Annotated in this window: 13 protein-coding genes and 2 pseudogenes; 8 read left to right on the plus strand and 7 right to left on the minus strand. The window is 71.5% G+C overall.

Annotated elements, in window-relative coordinates; translation table 11 throughout:
- The first annotated feature begins 170 nt into the window (after positions 1–170).
- Positions 171–1,148, plus strand: coding sequence for an acyl-ACP desaturase (locus tag AB0O01_RS36270; protein WP_365320366.1), 978 nt, complete (start codon positions 171–173; stop codon positions 1,146–1,148).
- 188 nt (positions 1,149–1,336) lie between these two features.
- Here AB0O01_RS36270 and AB0O01_RS36275 read toward each other — a convergent pair whose 3' ends face one another.
- A complete protein-coding gene (locus tag AB0O01_RS36275) occupies positions 1,337–1,582 on the minus strand; it encodes a WhiB family transcriptional regulator (protein ID WP_365320368.1) in 246 nt (81 codons plus the stop codon).
- Positions 1,583–1,824: 242 nt separating this feature from the next.
- Between AB0O01_RS36275 and AB0O01_RS36280 the strand changes: the two genes are divergently transcribed.
- Entirely contained in the window at positions 1,825–2,619 is a 795-nt protein-coding gene (locus AB0O01_RS36280) for a VOC family protein (protein ID WP_365320370.1), read from the plus strand.
- A gap of 65 nt (positions 2,620–2,684) precedes the next feature.
- Here AB0O01_RS36280 and AB0O01_RS36285 read toward each other — a convergent pair whose 3' ends face one another.
- From AB0O01_RS36285 to AB0O01_RS36295, 3 genes are all read right to left on the minus strand, one after another.
- Positions 2,685–3,764 (minus strand): LacI family DNA-binding transcriptional regulator, encoded by a 1,080-nt coding sequence (locus AB0O01_RS36285; protein WP_365320372.1) that lies wholly within the window; start codon positions 3,762–3,764, stop codon positions 2,685–2,687.
- Positions 3,765–4,069: 305 nt separating this feature from the next.
- Positions 4,070–4,996 (minus strand): NAD(P)-binding domain-containing protein, encoded by a 927-nt coding sequence (locus tag AB0O01_RS36290; RefSeq protein ID WP_365320374.1) that lies wholly within the window; start codon positions 4,994–4,996, stop codon positions 4,070–4,072.
- A gap of 19 nt (positions 4,997–5,015) precedes the next feature.
- Complete coding sequence (locus AB0O01_RS36295; RefSeq protein WP_365320376.1) at positions 5,016–6,038, minus strand: multicopper oxidase domain-containing protein; 1,023 nt, start codon at positions 6,036–6,038, stop codon at positions 5,016–5,018.
- Positions 6,039–6,317: 279 nt separating this feature from the next.
- Here AB0O01_RS36295 and AB0O01_RS36300 point away from each other — a divergent pair, with 279 nt between their 5' ends.
- Together AB0O01_RS36300 and AB0O01_RS36305 are read left to right on the plus strand one after the other, a co-directional pair.
- Positions 6,318–8,747, plus strand: a complete 2,430-nt coding sequence (locus tag AB0O01_RS36300) for a ThuA domain-containing protein (RefSeq protein ID WP_365320385.1) — start codon at positions 6,318–6,320, stop codon at positions 8,745–8,747.
- Between the two features lie 68 nt (positions 8,748–8,815).
- Positions 8,816–10,987: a family 16 glycoside hydrolase gene (locus AB0O01_RS36305; RefSeq protein ID WP_365320387.1), complete on the plus strand. Its 2,172-nt coding sequence runs from the start codon at positions 8,816–8,818 to the stop codon at positions 10,985–10,987.
- An 80-nt stretch (positions 10,988–11,067) separates the two neighbouring features.
- Here the strand turns inward: AB0O01_RS36305 and AB0O01_RS36310 are convergent, their stop codons facing one another.
- Entirely contained in the window at positions 11,068–11,355 is a 288-nt protein-coding gene (locus tag AB0O01_RS36310) for a hypothetical protein (protein ID WP_365320378.1), read from the minus strand.
- Positions 11,356–11,629: 274 nt separating this feature from the next.
- On the opposite strand from AB0O01_RS36310, the gene AB0O01_RS36315 reads away from it, so the two are divergent.
- Positions 11,630–11,818: a hypothetical protein gene (locus AB0O01_RS36315; protein WP_365320380.1), complete on the plus strand. Its 189-nt coding sequence runs from the start codon at positions 11,630–11,632 to the stop codon at positions 11,816–11,818.
- Positions 11,819–12,018: 200 nt separating this feature from the next.
- On the opposite strand, the gene ligD is transcribed toward AB0O01_RS36315, so the two are convergent.
- A complete protein-coding gene (gene ligD / locus AB0O01_RS36320; RefSeq protein ID WP_365320382.1) occupies positions 12,019–13,029 on the minus strand; it encodes a non-homologous end-joining DNA ligase in 1,011 nt (336 codons plus the stop codon).
- 75 nt (positions 13,030–13,104) lie between these two features.
- On the opposite strand from ligD, the gene AB0O01_RS36325 reads away from it, so the two are divergent.
- Together AB0O01_RS36325 and AB0O01_RS36330 are read left to right on the plus strand one after the other, a co-directional pair.
- Positions 13,105–14,172: an ATP-dependent DNA ligase gene (locus AB0O01_RS36325; protein WP_365320383.1), complete on the plus strand. Its 1,068-nt coding sequence runs from the start codon at positions 13,105–13,107 to the stop codon at positions 14,170–14,172.
- Between the two features lie 216 nt (positions 14,173–14,388).
- Positions 14,389–15,357 carry a DUF3048 domain-containing protein gene (locus AB0O01_RS36330; protein WP_365320388.1) on the plus strand — a complete coding sequence of 323 codons (969 nt, stop codon included), beginning with the start codon at positions 14,389–14,391 and terminating at the stop codon, positions 15,355–15,357.
- A 144-nt stretch (positions 15,358–15,501) separates the two neighbouring features.
- On the opposite strand, the pseudogene AB0O01_RS36335 reads toward AB0O01_RS36330, so the two are convergent.
- Positions 15,502–15,948 (minus strand): annotated as a pseudogene (locus tag AB0O01_RS36335) (MarR family winged helix-turn-helix transcriptional regulator); the annotation flags it as partial.
- Between the two features lie 269 nt (positions 15,949–16,217).
- On the opposite strand from AB0O01_RS36335, the pseudogene AB0O01_RS36340 reads away from it, so the two are divergent.
- A pseudogene (locus AB0O01_RS36340) lies at positions 16,218–16,311 on the plus strand (succinyl-CoA--3-ketoacid-CoA transferase); the annotation flags it as partial.

Raw genomic sequence — 16,311 nt, forward strand, 5'->3', positions numbered from 1 at the left:
CCACCGCTCCGGCCCACGGGGGTTTCCGCAGCGTAGGCCCTGAACTGGGACCTTTACCGCGGACTTAACCTACGGTTTCGTAACCTACGGGTTCGTAGCCTACGATCCCGTAGGTTCCGGCACCGCTCGCCGGTCTCGTCCCCCTGGTACGACGTCCCCCTGGAGTTCCTGTGACCATCACCCCCGCGCACCTCGGCAGCCCCTCCGTCTGGACCGACGCGCGGCTGCTGTACGCCCTGGAGGAAGTGGTCGAGACCGAGCTGAACCGGCATCTGAAGATCGCCAAGGACTGGATGCCGCACGAGTACGTGCCCTTCAGCGACGCCCGCAACTTCCCCGGCTTCTTCGAGGACGGCGAGGCGTGGGAGAAGGAGCAGTCCAAGGTCACCGAGATCGGCCGGATAGCTCTGGTGGTCAATCTGCTCACCGAGGACAATCTGCCGAGCTACCACCACGAGATCGCCTCGCTGTTCGGCCGGGACGGCGCCTGGGGCACCTGGGTGCACCGCTGGACGGCCGAGGAGGGGCGGCACGGCATCGTGATGCGGGACTATCTGCTCGCCTCCCGCGCGGTGGACCCGGACAAGCTGGAGCAGTTCCGGATGGCCCACATGAGCGAGGGCTTCGAGTCCGACAACCGGCACTCGATGCTGCACTCGGTGGCCTATGTCGCCTTCCAGGAGCTGGCCACCCGGATCTCCCACCGCAACACCGGCCACCAGTCCGGGGACCCGGTCTGCGACCGGATGCTGGCCCGGATCGCGACCGACGAGAACCTGCACATGGTCTTCTACCGGAACCTCCTCAAGGCGGCCTTCGAGATCGCCCCCGACATGACCATGCAGGCCGTGCGCGATGTCGTCGTCGAGTTCCGGATGCCGGGGCACGGCATCCCCGGCTTCGAGCGGGCCGCCGCGCAGATGGCCATCGGCGAGGTCTACAACCTGCGCATCCACCATGACGACGTGCTCCAGCCGGTGCTGCGGTTCCTGAAGATCATGGAGATCGACGGTCTCGGTCCGGAGGGCCGCCAGGCGCAGGAGGAGCTGGGGCTGTTCATGGGCGGGCTGGACGCGGAGGCGCTCAAGTTCGACGAGAAGCTGGCGGCGCGCAAGGCGCGGATGGCGGCACGGGCCGCCCAGGGCTGACCTTCCGGGGTCGAAGGGGGTGGCCCTCCGGGTCGGGGGGCTGGCCCTCCGGGTCGGGGCGAGTGCGGAGGCGGCGCCGGGGAGGTCCTCCCTGGCGCCGCTTCTCGCTTTCTCTCGCTGCTCGGGGGCGGGGTGCATGACGGGGGTGGGCGGCGGCGTGCTGTACGGCGGGTTGTACGGCGGTCGGCTCAAGAAGTGATCCGGCGCAGGTGCTGCCGTTCCTTCTCGGAGAGGCCGCCCCAGACGCCGAAGCGTTCATCGTTCTCCAGGGCGTAGTCCAGACAGGCGCGGCGCATGTCGCACATGCCGCAGATGCGCTTGGCCTCGCGCACCGAACTGCCCGGCTCGGGGAAGAAGAAGTCCGCCCCGGTCTGCGCGCACAGGGCCTGGTCCTGCCAGGCGGGTGCGGCCGGGGTGAGGGAATCGAGGTGCATACGGACAGCGTCCGGGGCCGCGCAAAACGTTCGCTCAACGCCCGATCAACGCGGGTGCCCTCGAACGCTCCCCGGTCCGGCATCCGGCATCCCCTCCACGGCGGCGCGCGGGCGGGGGCGAGGGCGGGGGTGCGGATGGGAGCGGGGGCGGGTGCTCCGGCGGCGGTTGTCAGTGGGCGGTGCGAGACTCGGCAGAGGACAGGCAGCGGTTCCTCGGGAAGCGGTTCCTCGGGAAGGTGATCATGCTCAGCACCCACTTCGTGACCGGCGCGCCGAACTGGATCGATCTCGGCACGCCCGACATCGACCGGGCCACCACCTTCTACCAGGGGCTCTTCGGCTGGCAGTGGCGCTCCGCCGGGCCCGGGACCGGCGGGTACGGGTTCTTCCAGCTCGACGGGAGAACGGTCGCGGGCGTGATGGCGACCCCGCCCGAGCAGGGCCCGCCCGCCTGGACGGTCTTCTTCCGGACCGAGGACGCCGACGCGACGACCGGGACGGCCCGCGCGGTGCGGGGCACGGTCCTGGCCGAGCCCCTGGACGTGCTGGACCGGGGCCGCATGGCGATCCTCACCGACCGCGGGGGCGGGGCGTACGGCATCTGGCAGCCGGGGCGGACGGAGGGCTTCGAAGTGACGGGCGAGAGCGGCGCGCTGGTCTGGGTCGAGCTGTACACCCGGGACATCGCGGCGGCGGCCGGTTACTACCACAAGGTGCTCGGCTGGGAGACCTCCTCGGTCGCCTTCCCCGGCGGCTCCTACACCTGCGTCAACCCGGCCGGGCAGGACGAGGACACCATGTTCGGGGGGCTGGTGCCGCTGGACGAGGACCCGACGGAGGCGTCCGGCGAGCCGTACTGGCTGCCGTACTTCGCCACGGACGACCCGGACGCGGTGTGCGCCCGCGCGACGGAGCTGGGCGGGACGGTGCGGCTGGCGCCGCTGGACCTGCCGGATGTGGGGCGGGTGGCGCGGCTGGCGGATCCGTTCGGGGCGAGGTTCGCGCTGCTGCGGCCGGAACCCCGCCGGGGTGGGTGAACCCTCCGGGTGGGTGAGGAGGGGGGGTGGGGGGTGAGGGGGGTGCGTCAGGCGGACGGGGCGCGTCACGCGGACGCGCGGTGGATGAGGGTCGTCGGGAGGATCACGCTGGTGGGCGGCGGGGTGGCGGTGGGGTGGCCGCGCAGGCGGGTGAGGAGATGGCGGGCCATCAGACGGCCCATGCCCTCGATGTCCTGACGGACGGTCGTCAGCGGAGGGTCGGTCTGCTCGGCGATCGGCAGCATGTCGTCGAAGCCGACCACGGCGACCTCCTCCGGTACCCGCACGCCCCGCTCCCGCAGCACCCGCAGGGCGCCCACGGCCGTGAGGTCGTTCGCCGCGAAGACGCCGTCCAGGCCGGGCCGCCGGTCGAGCAGTTCCCGCATCGCCCGCTCACCACCGGCCGGGGTGAAGTCGCCGCCCGCCACCAGTGCCGGGTCCCCGTCCGGGAGGACCTCGCGGTAGCCGTCGAGCCGGTCCGCCGCGGAGGTCTGGTCCGGGGGGCCGGTGATGTGGGCGATGCGGGTGCGGCCGAGGGCGAGGAGATGGCGTACGGCGTCGCGGGCGCCGCCGCGGTTGTCGGTGTCCACGTAGACGGTGGGGGTGGGGGTGTCCAGGGTGCCGGTGCCGGTGCCGGTTTCGGGGTCGGGCCAGCCGGGGCGGCCTCCGAAGACGGCGGGGACGCCCGCGCGGTGGATCAGGGCGGGGAGGGGGTCGTCCAGGTGGAGGGAGAAGACGAGCGCGCCGTCGACATGGCCGCCGGCCAGGTAGCGGCCGACCCGGGCGTGGTCGTCGCGGCCCTCGGTGAGCAGCAGGACGAGCTGGTTGTCGTGGGCGGTCAGCTCCTTGCTGATACCGCGGAGCTGGAGGGCGAAGAAGGGGTCGGCGAAGACCCGGCTCTCGGGTTCGGCGACGACGACGGCGATGGCGTCGTGGCGCCGGGTGACGAGGCTGCGGGCGGCCTGGTTGGGGACGTAGCCGAGTTCCTCGACGGCCCGGCGGACCCGCTCCGCGAGGGGGGCGCGGACGGCGTCGCTGCCGTTCACGACGCGGGAGGCGGTGGCTCGTGACACTCCGGCCCGCGCGGCTACTTCCTCCAACGTCGGGGGCGCCTCCGGCGGGGGGTGGGGTGCGGGGTCGGTCACTTGTGGGCTCCGGGGGCTTGGGGGGTGGGGTCAGGATAGCCAGGGGGGGTGGTGGGTGAGGGTGGGTTGGGGTGGGGTGCGCGGTTCCTCGCGCCCCTGAGGGGGGTGGCCCACCAGGCGGGGAATGGGTGCGGGTTCGTTGAGGCTCGGTGCGCAGTTCCCCGCGCCCCTGAAGAAGGTGGCCCACCGGGCAGGGGGGCGAGTGCGGGATCGCCGTGGCTTGGCGCGCAGTTCCCCGCGCCCCTGACGAGGGTGGCCTGAGCGGTATGGGTGCGTGGGCCGGGGCTCGGCTGTCGGCTGGGTGGTCAGGTCAGGAGGTTGATGGTTCGGGGGGTTCGGGGGGTTCGGGGTGGGGTGTTGTAGGCCAGCCAGGTCAGGGACAGGTCCTGCCAGGGGAGGCCCACGGGGGCGTACACCGTTCGCTGGGTGGGGGTGGTGCGGCCGGGGTGGGTGCCTCGGAGGACTTCGGCGAGGGTGGTGTCCGCGGGCAGACCGGCCGCGGCCGGGGCGCCCGTCTCGGCGGCCAGTTCGCGGTCGTCCACGACGAGGAGAGACTCCGCGAGCAGGTCCGGGGCCAGTTCCTGCTTGCCGGGCTCGTCGACGCCCAGGCTGGTGAGATGGGTGCCGGGGCGGGTGTCGGCCAGGGCGAGCAGGGGGGCGCGGGACCAGGTGGCGAGGAGGACGATGTCCGAGGCGGCGGCGACCGCGGGGGCGTCCGCGACGACCCGGCCTCCGTGCCGCGCGGCGAACGCCTTCGCGCGCGCCGGGTCCGTGTCCGTCACCACCAGGTCGGTGCGCGGGCGGAGTGTCGCCAGGCCGCGGACCATCAGGTCCGCCTGCGCGCCCGCGCCGATCACGCCGACCCTCGTGCCGTCGCCCGCGAGAGCATGCGTGCCGAGGGCGGCGGCGAGGCCGGTGCGCCAGGCGGTCAGGGTGGCGGAGTCGAGGAGGGCGAGCAGTTCGCCGTCCCGTCCGCTGTGCAGGCAGACCACTCCGCGCAGGGCCGGACGGGCGGCCGGGAACTTGGCGTTGACCTTGACGGTGTAGGCGTCGATGCCGGGCAGCAGACCCGGGACGAGGACGGTGGCCGTGCCGGGGAACGGGAGGTCGGTCCGGATCCGGCGGCCGTCCGCCTCGGCGGGGGCGCGGAGGAACCCCTCCCGCAGCGCGGCGACGCACTCCGCCGGGTCCAGCAGGGCTTCCAGGTCACTTCGGGTGAGCAGTCGGGTCACCCGGCCATGATGCCCGGCGTCAGTGTGCGTGCCCGGACTGCTGTTTCTCGGGTGCTCCGTCCTTCTCCCCCGCCTCCGGCGGGGCCGCGGCGGTGCCGTGGCCCGCGTGGGGGTCGTAGCCGGGGATCGTGCCGTCCGGTTTCCTGACCAGGAACAGGCCCACCATCCCCATGTCCGAGTGGGACTGGACATGGCAGTGGTACATCCAGGCGCCCGCGCCCACCCCCTCCCCCGCGATCACCTGGAAGCCGAAGGAGTCGGCGGGGCCGACGATCTTGTTGTCGATGACCTGGCTGGGGTCCTCGGGGCCGGTGAGCAGGCCGGTGCGGTTGTCGGCCCAGCGGTGACCGTGCATATGGAAGGTGTGGTAGTACTCGCCGTGCGTGATCATCACGAACTCGACCCGGTCGCCGACGGTGGCCTCGAAGTCGGGGCCGGTGTGCGCGGGGCGGTTGTTGATGGTCATGTCGTTGAAGACGACGGTGTGGGTGCGGTCGGGGAGAATGTCCCCCTTGCGGCGGACGACGACGGGGCCGTAGAGACCGTTGCGGATGCCACCGGTGCCGTGGACGGTGCCCACCACATGGTCGTGGTAGTGCCAGTAGCCCGCGCTGCCGGGCCGCCAGGTGCCGTCCTTGCGGCGGCCCGGGGCGTGGGTGCGCCAGGTGTAGGTGCGGGTGGCGCCGGGCTCGACATGGCTGTTGTTCATCCTGGTGCCGTCGCTGGTGATCTCGTAGTCCAGGCCGTGGACATGGAGGCTGACCGCCACGTCCATGGTGTTCTCGAACTCAATGTGCAGGGTGTCGCCCTCGTTCAGCTCGATCAGCGGTCCCGGGACGCTGGCCTTGCCCTTCTCGAAGCCGTAGCCCATCTTGCCGCCGTCCAGCTTCTCGGCGTAGAGCTTGATCCGCCGGGTCTCGCCGCCGACCGGGGCGGTACGGGCCGGGCCCTCGGCGCTCACGGCATCGGGTCCCAGGGACAACGATGTCGCGACCGCCGCGCCGCCCAGCAGCACCCGCCGGTTGAATCCGCGTCTGTCCATGCCGAACTCCCCACGTCGGTACGGGATTCAGGACGGTAGCCGGGAGCCCGGGGGTTTTTCCACACTCAGGACAAAGTTTGTTTCTTCACGGTCATACCTATTGGCGAATCGAGCAAAGAGGTCTAGCTTTCCTTGGCGCCGACTGTGAACCGACGAGGGACGGAAGACCACATGCGGTCCACGACGCACCAAAGACCCTTTCCCGCACCGGATTCGGGGGCACCGGGACAGCCGCCGCCAAGACCACGACGCGCCGGGCGACGGGCCCTGACCGCCGTACTGGCCGCCGGGTTCGTCACCGCGGGCCTGCTCTCGGGACCGTCCGCGAGCGCCCGCCCGGCCCCCGATCCAGCGCTGACAACGATGTCCATCAAGTCGCCCCCGGGCGGCGCGAACGTACGTGTGCTGGTGTTCTACGGCTCCGCGGCGGGCGGCGAGGAGTCGCCCGTGGTGAACGCCGGAATCGAGGCGATCGAGGCGATCGGACTGTCCGGTCCGGCCAACCAGCGCTACACCACCGAGGCGACCGACGACGCCTCCGTCTTCACCAACGCCACCAAGCTGGGCCGCTACAACGCCATCGCGTTCGTCACCGGCGGCGGCGACATCCTCGACCCGGAGCAGGAGGCCGGTCTGGAGGCGTACATGGAGGCCGGCGGCGGCTTCCTGGGCGTCCATGACGCGGCGAAGGCGGAGCCCTACTCGGACTGGTTCACCGGGCTGATCGGTGCCCGGCCCGCCCCGTCGAGCCCGGCGAACGTCCAGCGCGCCACGGTCGAGATCGGCGACCGTCAGCACCCGGCGACCAAGGGGCTGCCGCTGACCTGGAAACGGCCGGACGTCTGGTCGAACTGGGTGAAGAACCCGACCGGCACCGTCCACACGGTCGCCCGGGTCCGCGAGTCGACGTACAAGCCGGGCGCGAGCGCCAATGGCTGGGACCACCCGGTGAGCTGGTGCCGGGACTACGACGGCGGCCGGTCCTTCTACACCGGGATGGGCGGGACCGCCGCCGCCTACGACGAGACCGACTTCCGAACGCATCTGCGCGGCGCACTGCTGTGGACCACCCGGCTGGTGCAGGCCGACTGCAAGGCCACCATCACCGGCAACTACAAGGCCGAGCGGCTCACCCGGCCCAACCAGCCGGGCCAGAACGACCAGATCGGCGAGCCGCACGGGCTGGTCACCGCGCCGGACGGCCGGGTGTTCTACATCGGCCGCGGCGGTGCCGACTCCTCGCAGCCGGTGATCCGGGACTGGAACAACCCGGACATCGGCAAGGGGAAGGGCGAGATCCATGTCTACGACCCGAAGACCGGGCAGGTGACCCTGGCCGGGGCGCTGGACGTGTTCGGCAACAAGGGCGGCGGGGACGAGCTGGTCAAGGTCGAGGAGGGGCTGCTCGGGATCGAGCTGGACCCGGACTTCGCGGCCAACGGCTGGGTGTATCTGCACTACACCCCCCACGACCGGATCGACCGCGACACCCGGATGGCCGAGCGGCGGGTCTCCCGCTTCACTCTCGACCAGGCCACCAACAAGCTGGACCTCGGCAGCGAGAAGGTGCTGCTGAAGTGGCCCGTGCAGATCCACAGTTGCTGTCACGCGGGCGGCGGGATGACCTGGGACTCGCAGGGCAATCTCTACATCGCCACCGGCGACAACAACTCCAGCGGCTTCAGCGGCGGTTACTCGGGCAACAACCCGGAGCCGAACTACAAGGGCGTCTCCTTCGCCGACGCCCGCCGCACCGCGGGCAACACCAACAACCTCAACGGCAAGATCCTGCGCATCCACCCCGAGCCGGACGGCACGTACACCCTGCCCAAGGGGAACCTCTTCACCGGCAAGGAGCCCGACGAGGGCGGCGGCAAGACCCGGGGCGAGATCTATGTGATGGGGGTGCGCAACCCGGCCCGGATCTTCGTGGACCGGCAGACCGACATCCTGTACGCGGGCTGGGTCGGCCCGGACGCCGGGTCGCCGTCGACGACCTGGGGGCCGGCGAAGTACGACACCTTCGCCGCGATCACCGAGGCGGGCAACCGGGGCTGGCCCTACTGCATGGGCAACAAGCAGCCCTACCGGGACCGCAATCTGCCCGATCCCGCGCAGCCGCTGGGCTGGTACGACTGCGACGCGCCGAAGAACGAGTCACCGAACAACGACGGTCTGGTCAATCTGCCGCCGGTGACCGGCAACAACATCTGGTACTCCCCGCAGGGCGGCGGCCCCGACTTCCCGCGCGACGCGAACGGCCTCCCCTCCTACCGGCAGGAGGAGTCGACGTACGCGCTGCCGTGGCTGAAGGGCGGCGGCCAGGCCGCGATGAACGGGCCGGTGTACCGGTACGACAGCGCCTCGCAGAGCGCGGTGAAGTGGCCGTCGTACTGGGACGGGAAGTGGTTCGTCGGTGACTTCTACGACGCCGACCAGCCGCGCAACGCGGTCGTCATGGACCCGAAGACGGTCGGTTCCGGCGGGCTCCCGGTGCACGCGGAGTCGCTGAAGAAGATCGTGCCGGTCGGCAACGACGGCATCAAGAACCTCATGGACTGGAGATTCGGTCCGGACGGCGCGCTGTACGCGCTCGACTACGGCCGGGGCTTCTTCACCTCGGACGGCAAGTCGGCGCTGTGGCGGGTCACCTACACCGGCGGCGGCCCGACCCCGGCCGCAGGCCAGCTCGCGAAGGGGGCCAAGTGAGACGCCCGGGAACGGAAAGAGGAGTGGGGCGGGGCCGGTTGTGCACGGCGCTGCTGGCGGCCGTGCTGATGATGCTGGGGCTGGCGTCGGCGCCCGCCCTCGGGCAGCAGCCGGCCGCGCCCGCCGCACCGGCCGCGCCCGCGGCGGAGCAGACGCTGACCTGGACGGCGGGCGATCCGATCGACCGCTATCTGTCGGCGCCGCAGACCGCGGTGGCGGGTCCCGCGACGATCGTGTTCGAGAACAGCGCGGCGACCGGGAACACCACCGGGATGCCGCACACCCTGACGTTCGTGACCAGCGACCCGGAGTTCAACAGCGATGTGCAACTGAACATCCTGGCCAACCCGTCCGACGCCAACGGCGGCAGGCACACCGCCCAGGTCAATCTGACCCCGGGGCGCTACTTCTACCACTGCACGATCCCCGGCCACGGCATGATGCAGGGCATCCTGGTGGTGACCGAGGGCACGGGTGAGGACACCACCGCCCCGACCGCGACCGCGCAGGTCACCGGCACGCAGAACACCCAGGGCGAGTACGTGGGTTCGGCGACCGTGGCGGTCACGGCGAGCGACGAGTCCGGCGGCTCGGGCGTGGACCGGATCGAGTACGCGATCGGCGACGAGGGCACCTGGCAGCCCTACACCGCGCCGGTCGTCGTCGACCGGGTCGGGGCGCACAAGGTGCGCTACCGGGCGGCCGACAAGGCGGGCAATGTCTCGGCGGAGAAGGCCGCGGAGTTCACCGTGGCCGCCCCCCAGACCGACGACACCACCGCCCCCGAGACCTCGGCGACCGTGACCGGCGAACGCAACCCGGACGGCACCTATGTCGACATGGCGACGGTGACGGTCTCCGCCTCGGACACCGGTTCCGGCGTCAACACCATCGAGTACGCGATCGGCGCCGCCGGCGCCTGGCAGCCGTACACCGGACCGGTGATGGTGCACCAGGTGGGCACGCACACCGTCCGCTACCGGGCGACCGACAAGGCGGGCAATGTGGCCGCCGCGAAGAGTGTGCAGTTCACGGTGGTGGCGGCGCCGCCCGAGGACACCACGGCACCGGTGACGGGCGTCGCGGTGGAGGGCGCGCGCAACTCGGACGGGGCGTACATCGGCAACGCGAAGGTGACGGTGACGGCGACGGACGAGGGCGGTTCGGGTGTCGAGCGGATCGAGTACTCGCTCGACGGCGGCCCGTATCTGACGTACTCCGGGCCGGTCGTCGTCGACCGGGCGGGGGCGCACTCCCTCGCCTACCGGGCGACGGACCGGGCGGGCAACACGGCGGCGGCACGCACCGCGTACTTCACCGTGGTGTCGGGCGGCCCGCCCGCACCGAACTGCGCCGAGTACGACGAGCGGCTGACGGTGATCGTCGGCACGGTCGACTCGGGGGTGCCGAACCGGCTGACCGAGAGCCGGTGCCGGATCAACGAGCTGATCGAGGACGAGAAGCGGTGGACGTCCCACGCCCTGTTCCTCAAGCACGTCAAGTCCGTGCTGGACAAGCTGCGCAAGGACGGGGTGATCGACCAGCGCGAGTACAACGCGATCACCCGGGCCGCCAAGCAGTCCGGCATCGGCACACCGGGCCAGACGACGGGCTACACCCCGATCTTCGACGGCACCGCGGCGTCGTTCGCCAAGTGGCAGCAGGTGGGTGGCGGTGCGTTCGCGCTGAACCCGGACGGCTCGATGACCAGCGGCACCACCACGGCGGGCATGGGCATGCTCTGGTTCCCGCAGCGCAAGTACGGCGACTTCTCGCTGAGGCTGCAATGGCGGGACGACGCCCCGGGCACGGGCAACGCCAACTCCGGTGTCTTCGTGCGCTTCCCGAGTGTGCTGAACCATCCGGAGGAGTCCCGGCCGGAGTGGGTCGCCATCAAGTTCGGGCACGAGGTGCAGGTCCTCGACCGTCCCGACGGCGATATGTACAAGACGGGCTCGGTCTACGGCTTCGACCGGGTGGGCCTGGCCGGCGCGGGCGTGACCCAGAAGGGCACCTGGAACGACTACGAGATCCGGGTGGTCGACCAGCACTACTCGGTCTACCGCAACGGTGTGCTGATCAATGAGTTCGACAACAACGGCGGCCAGGAGTTCGTCCCGCCGCGCGGGGACGACCCGGGCACGGACGGACGCCGGTACGCCTCCGGCTATCTCGGGCTCCAGGTGCACGGGACCACGGATGTGATCTCGTACCGGGACATCCGGATCAAGGAGCTGTAGGAGGGAGGTAGGGGGGAGGGAAGAGCACGGCGAAGCGCCTGCGACCGGGGGAGCGGTCGCAGGCGCTTCATGCGGTCCGGTCAGGGGCGCCAGAGTTCCAGGGCCCACTGGCCGGGGGCGATCTCGTAGCAGTTGAAGTAGGAGGCGCCGGCGTTCATGACCGCCCAGTTGCCGGCGTAGAAACAGGCGCCCTGGCTGGTGTAGGTGCCCCAGGGGACCCATCGGGTGGGGCCCACCTGGGTGTCGGAGGCGGTGGAGGCGGAGGCGGAGGCGGGGGTGGCGGCCTGGGCGGCCGGAGCGGCGATCAGTCCGGCGGTGGCGACCGCGCCGACCACGGCGGCGGTGGCGAACATCTTGCGCAGGGACATGACGGTGTCCTCCCTTTCGTCGGGGTCATCAGGGTTCCGCCCGTGATGACACGGGGAAGATTGGTCCAGACCTCCTGGTCCCCACAAGCGGGAATGGTGCATTCCGTGACTAATTGGCCGATATCAGGATCATCAGTCTGAAAATCGATGCTCCGTGAACCCCGGGAGTGGCTGGATCGATTCAGCAGACTCGTTCGAGTGACCGAGGGGAGATGGGCGCACACATCGGGGCAGGCTCGACGCGACACAACCGTCGCTTCCTTGGAGGAAGTTCATGCCCCGTATCGCAGCCGTCGCCCTCGGTGCCCTCGCCCTGGTCGGCGCCCTGTCCGCGCCCGCCGTCGCCATCCCGGACCCGATCGCCACGGTCGACTGCGCCGTGGCCGAGGTGACCGGGCTCATCTCGCTCGGCGGTCTCGGGGTGCCCACCGAGGTGCCGGGGACCGCCTGTCTGGCGCCCTGAGCGGCGACGGAGCCCGGGACACCGGGACACCGGGACACCGGGGAGGGACCGGGAGAGGCCGGGGGCCGGTTCCGGGCACGCCATGACGGCGGGTCCGGGACCGGCCCCCGGGGCGTTTCCGGCCCCGCGCGTTTCCGCCCCCCTCAGCTCCGGCCTCCCTCAGCTCCGGGCCCTCTCGGCGCCGGCGACCTCGGCTCCGGTCAGTCCTTCTTCGCGCGGCTCGGCTGGACCCGCTTCGGCTCGCCCGGCATCTTCGGGTACTCCGGCGGATACGGCAGATCGGCGAGGCCGTGGTCGCGTTCGTCGCGCGCGGCGAGATCGAGCAGGGACTCCAGGGAGTAGCGCTGGTCGTCCATGTCCGCGTGGACGTCACCGACCTCGGCGAACCGGGCCGGCATGGTCGCCAGATCGAAGTCCTTCGGGTGCGCGACACCCACCTCCTCCCAGCGCAGCGGCGCCGAGACGGGGGCGTGCGGGCGGGGGCGCACGGAGTAGGCGGAGGCGATGGTGCGGTCGCGGGCCGTCTGGTTGTAGTCGACGAAGATGCGCTCGCCGCGCTCCTCCTTCCACCACTTGATGGTGACCCGGTCCGGCATCCGCCGCTCCAGCTCCCGGCCCACGGCGATGGCGGCGCGGCGGACCTGGGTGAAGGTCCAGCGCGGCTCGATGGGCACGAAGACATGCAGTCCGCGCCCGCCGGAGGTCTTGGGGAAGCCGCGCAGCCCGCCGAACTCGTCCAGCACCGCGCGCAGTTCGTGGGCGGCGCGCACGGCGTCGTCGAAGTCGGTGCCGGGCTGGGGGTCCAGGTCGATCCGGAGTTCGTCGGGGTGGTCGACGTCCGCGCGCCGCACCGGCCAGGGGTGGAAGGTGAGGGTGCCGTACTGGGCGGCCCACACCACGGCCGCCTCCTCGGTCGGGCACATCTCGTCGGCGCTGCGCCCGCTGGGGAAGGTGATGTGGGCGGTGGGGATCCAGTCGGGCATGTTCTTGGGCGCCCGCTTCTGGAAGAAGGACTCCCCGGTGACACCGTCGGGGTAGCGCTCCAGGGTCGTCGGGCGGTCGCGCAGGGCGCGCAGGATGCCGGGGCCGACGGCGATGTAGTAGCGCGCGAGGTCCAGCTTGGTGAACCCGCGCTCCGGGAAGAACACCTTGCCGGGACTGGACAGCCGTACGGTCCGCCCGGCCACCTCCAGCTCCACCGCTTCGCCCATGCGAGCCACGGTAGGCGCACCCCTCATACCTCGCATATCGGGCGGAATGCCCGGCAGGGGCGGAGAATCCAAGGCATGGATCTGCCGGTGATGCCGCCCGTGAAACCGATGCTCGCCAAGTCCGTGGCGAAGATCCCGCCGGGCATGCAGTACGAGGCGAAGTGGGACGGGTTCCGGGCGATCGTGTTCCGCGACGGCACCGAGGTGGAGCTGGGCAGCCGCACGGGAAAGCCGCTGACCAGGTACTTCCCCGAGCTGGTGGCGGCGCTGCGGGACCGGGTGCCGCAGCGCTGCGTCCTGGACGGCGAGATCGTCATCGCGCGCGGCGGACGGCTGGACTTCGACGCCCTCACCGAGCGGATCCACCCGGCGGACTCCCGCGTCCGGCAGCTCGCCGAGCGCACCCCGGCGTCCTTCGTGGCGTTCGACCTGCTCGCGCTGCACGACGAATCGGTCCTGGACGTGCCGCTCTCCGACCGGCGGGCGCTGCTGGTCGGAGCCCTGTCCGGGGTCACCGCCCCGGTCCATCTCGCCCCGGCGACCACCGACACCGAGCTGGCCGCGCGCTGGTTCGAGCAGTACGAGGGGGCGGGGCTGGACGGGGTGATCGCCAAGCCGCCGGCGCTGCCGTATCTCCAGAACGAGCGGGCCATGTTCAAGATCAAGCATGAGCGCACGGCGGATGTGGTGGTGGCGGGCTACCGCTTCCACAAGAGCGGCCCGGTGGTGGGGTCCCTGCTGCTCGGGCTGTATGACGACCGGGGCGTCCTCCAGCATGTCGGGGTGTCCGCCGCGTTCTCGATGAAGCGGCGGGAGGAGCTGATCGGGGAACTGGAGCCGCTGCGGATGGCGGACGCGGCCGGGCATCCCTGGGCGGCCTGGGCGGACGAGGCCGCGCACGAGGGGGCGCGACTGCCTGGGGCGCCGAGCCGCTGGTCCGGGAAGAAGGATCTGTCCTGGGTGCCGCTGCGGCCGGAGCGGGTGGCGGAGGTGGCGTACGACCACATGGAGAACGGGGCCCGGTTCCGGCATACGGCGAGGTTTCGGCGGTGGCGGGGGGATCGGGTGGCGGAGAGTTGTACGTACGGGCAGTTGGAGGAGCCGGTCTCTTATGACCTCGGGGAGGTGTTCGGGGGTGGGTGAGGAAGTGGGGTCTCTGCGGGTCGGCGAGGGCGTCGCCCAGTTCCTCCCCCAGAGGGGGTACCCCCTCCCACGCTCGTCCGTTCAGCCCGGTTTTCTCCCGTTTCCGGTGAATCCGCTGACCCTCGCCGAGCGGTTCGGACAATCGGAGGGTAGGGCCATCAAACTATCCATAAGCGCACAATCGGGTACATGAGTGGGCGGGTGGTTGCGGTGGGCATGGTGCGGAGACGGCGGATCACACGGGCGGCGGCGTTGCTGGTCGCCGCGGCGACGGTCTCGGTGACGGCGAGCTGCACCAGCGGCACCGGCAGGGACGACGGCCGCGCCCCGGTGAGCCCGCCCCCGGCCACCTCGCAGAGCCCCCGTACCGCCACCGGCCCGGTACTCGCCGTGAAGATCGACAATGTGCCGCAGGCCCGGCCGCAGACCGGGCTGGACGCGGCCGACATCGTCTATGTCGAGCAGGTCGAGGGCGGGCTGAGCCGGCTGATGGCCCTCTACGCGACCCGGCTGCCCGCCGAGGTCGGGCCGGTGCGCAGCGCGCGGGAGAGCGACCTTGAACTGCTGCGCCAGTTCGACGAGCCGATGCTCGCCTTCTCCGGCGCACAGGGCAAGCTGCTCCCGGTGATCGACGCGGCGCCCGTGCACCCGGAGTCCCCGGACACCGCAGCCGACGCCTACACCCGCTCCGCCGACCGCGCCTCCCCGCACAACCTGTATCTGCACCCCGGCAAGCTGCTCTCCGCCCCGCCCGGCGCCGACGCGCTGACCACGGGGTTCCGGTACGGCCCGGCGCCGTCCGGCGGCACCCCGGTGAACTCCACGACCGTGCGCTACCCCGCCGCCGAGTACACCTTCACCTGGTCGTCGCAGCGGCACCGCTGGCTGGTGGCGATGGACGGCCGGGAGGCGGTCACCACCGACGCGGGGGCCGTCGCCCCGGCGACCGTGGTCGTCCAGCACGTCACCGTCCGCCCGTCCGCCTTCCACGACTCCAACGGCAACCACACCCCCTACACCGAGACCGTCGGTTCGGGCACGGCCCAGGTACTGCGGGACGGGAAGGCGTACGACGCCGAGTGGAGCCGTCCGGACGCCTCCGGCGGGACCCGGTTCACGACCGATGACGGCAGGCCGCTCAACTTCGCGGAGGGGCAGGTGTGGGTGGTGTTCGCGGAGAAGTGAGCCCCCGTCCCCACAGAGTGCGCCTCAGCGGGCGGCCCGATCGGTGGCTCGGTCGGCGGCCTCGTCTTCGGCCCCGTCGGCGGCCCGATCGGCGTCCCGGTCTTCGGCCCGGTCGGCGGCCCCATCGGTGGCCCGGTCCGGGGTCGGCTCCGTCGGGTTGCGGAGCCCTTCCGCCGCGTCCGCCACCCGGCGGATCAGATCGAGGAACTGAGTGCGCTCGTCCCCGGTCAGCGGGGCCAGGAACACCTGGTTCATCCGGGCCGCGCGCAGCGCGAGGCGGCGGTGGGCGCGGCTGCCCTCGTCGGTGAGGCGCAGCAGGGAGCGGCGGCCGTCCTGCGGGTCGCGGACCTTGTCGAGCAGGTCCCGGCGGCAGAGCCGGGTGATCACCTCGGCGATGGTCGAGCGGTCGAGCCCCACCCGCTCCCCCACGGTCCGCTGGTCGAGGCCGGGCTCGGCGACGAGCGCGTTGAGGACGGCGAACTGCGGTGAGGTGATCTCCTCGGACACCATCGTGTTCCACAGCAGATAGTGCGCCTGCTGGAGCCGTCGGGCGAGGTGCCCGGGGTGGGTGGAGATGTCCACCGCGGCCATATGCGCTCCCGTGGTCCGGATCCGTGGGTGGTGATGCCGGTGCTCTCCGGCATCAATTCGTCGGTGCACTGAACGATACCGGGCCGCCACGCCCCCTGTCCCGGCCCAGCCCCCCGCGCCGATCCCGAGATATACCAGGTCTTGACGGTTCCACGGTCCCGGTGGCAGCGTGAGGGACGGCTTGAAAGAATAATCAGTGCCCTGACTAATCCGGCCGTGCGACGGTCCCGGGGGCGGTCGGGACGCCGGACAGAGAAGGGGGCTCGGGGATGGACAAGGTGGTCGCCTCGGCTGCGGCGGCGGTGGGTGATGTGCCGGAGGGCGCGTCGCTCGCGGTGGGTGGTTTCGGGCTCAGCGGGGTGC

Source organism: Streptomyces sp. NPDC093252 (assembly GCF_040683675.1).
GTDB lineage: Bacteria > Actinomycetota > Actinomycetes > Streptomycetales > Streptomycetaceae > Streptomyces.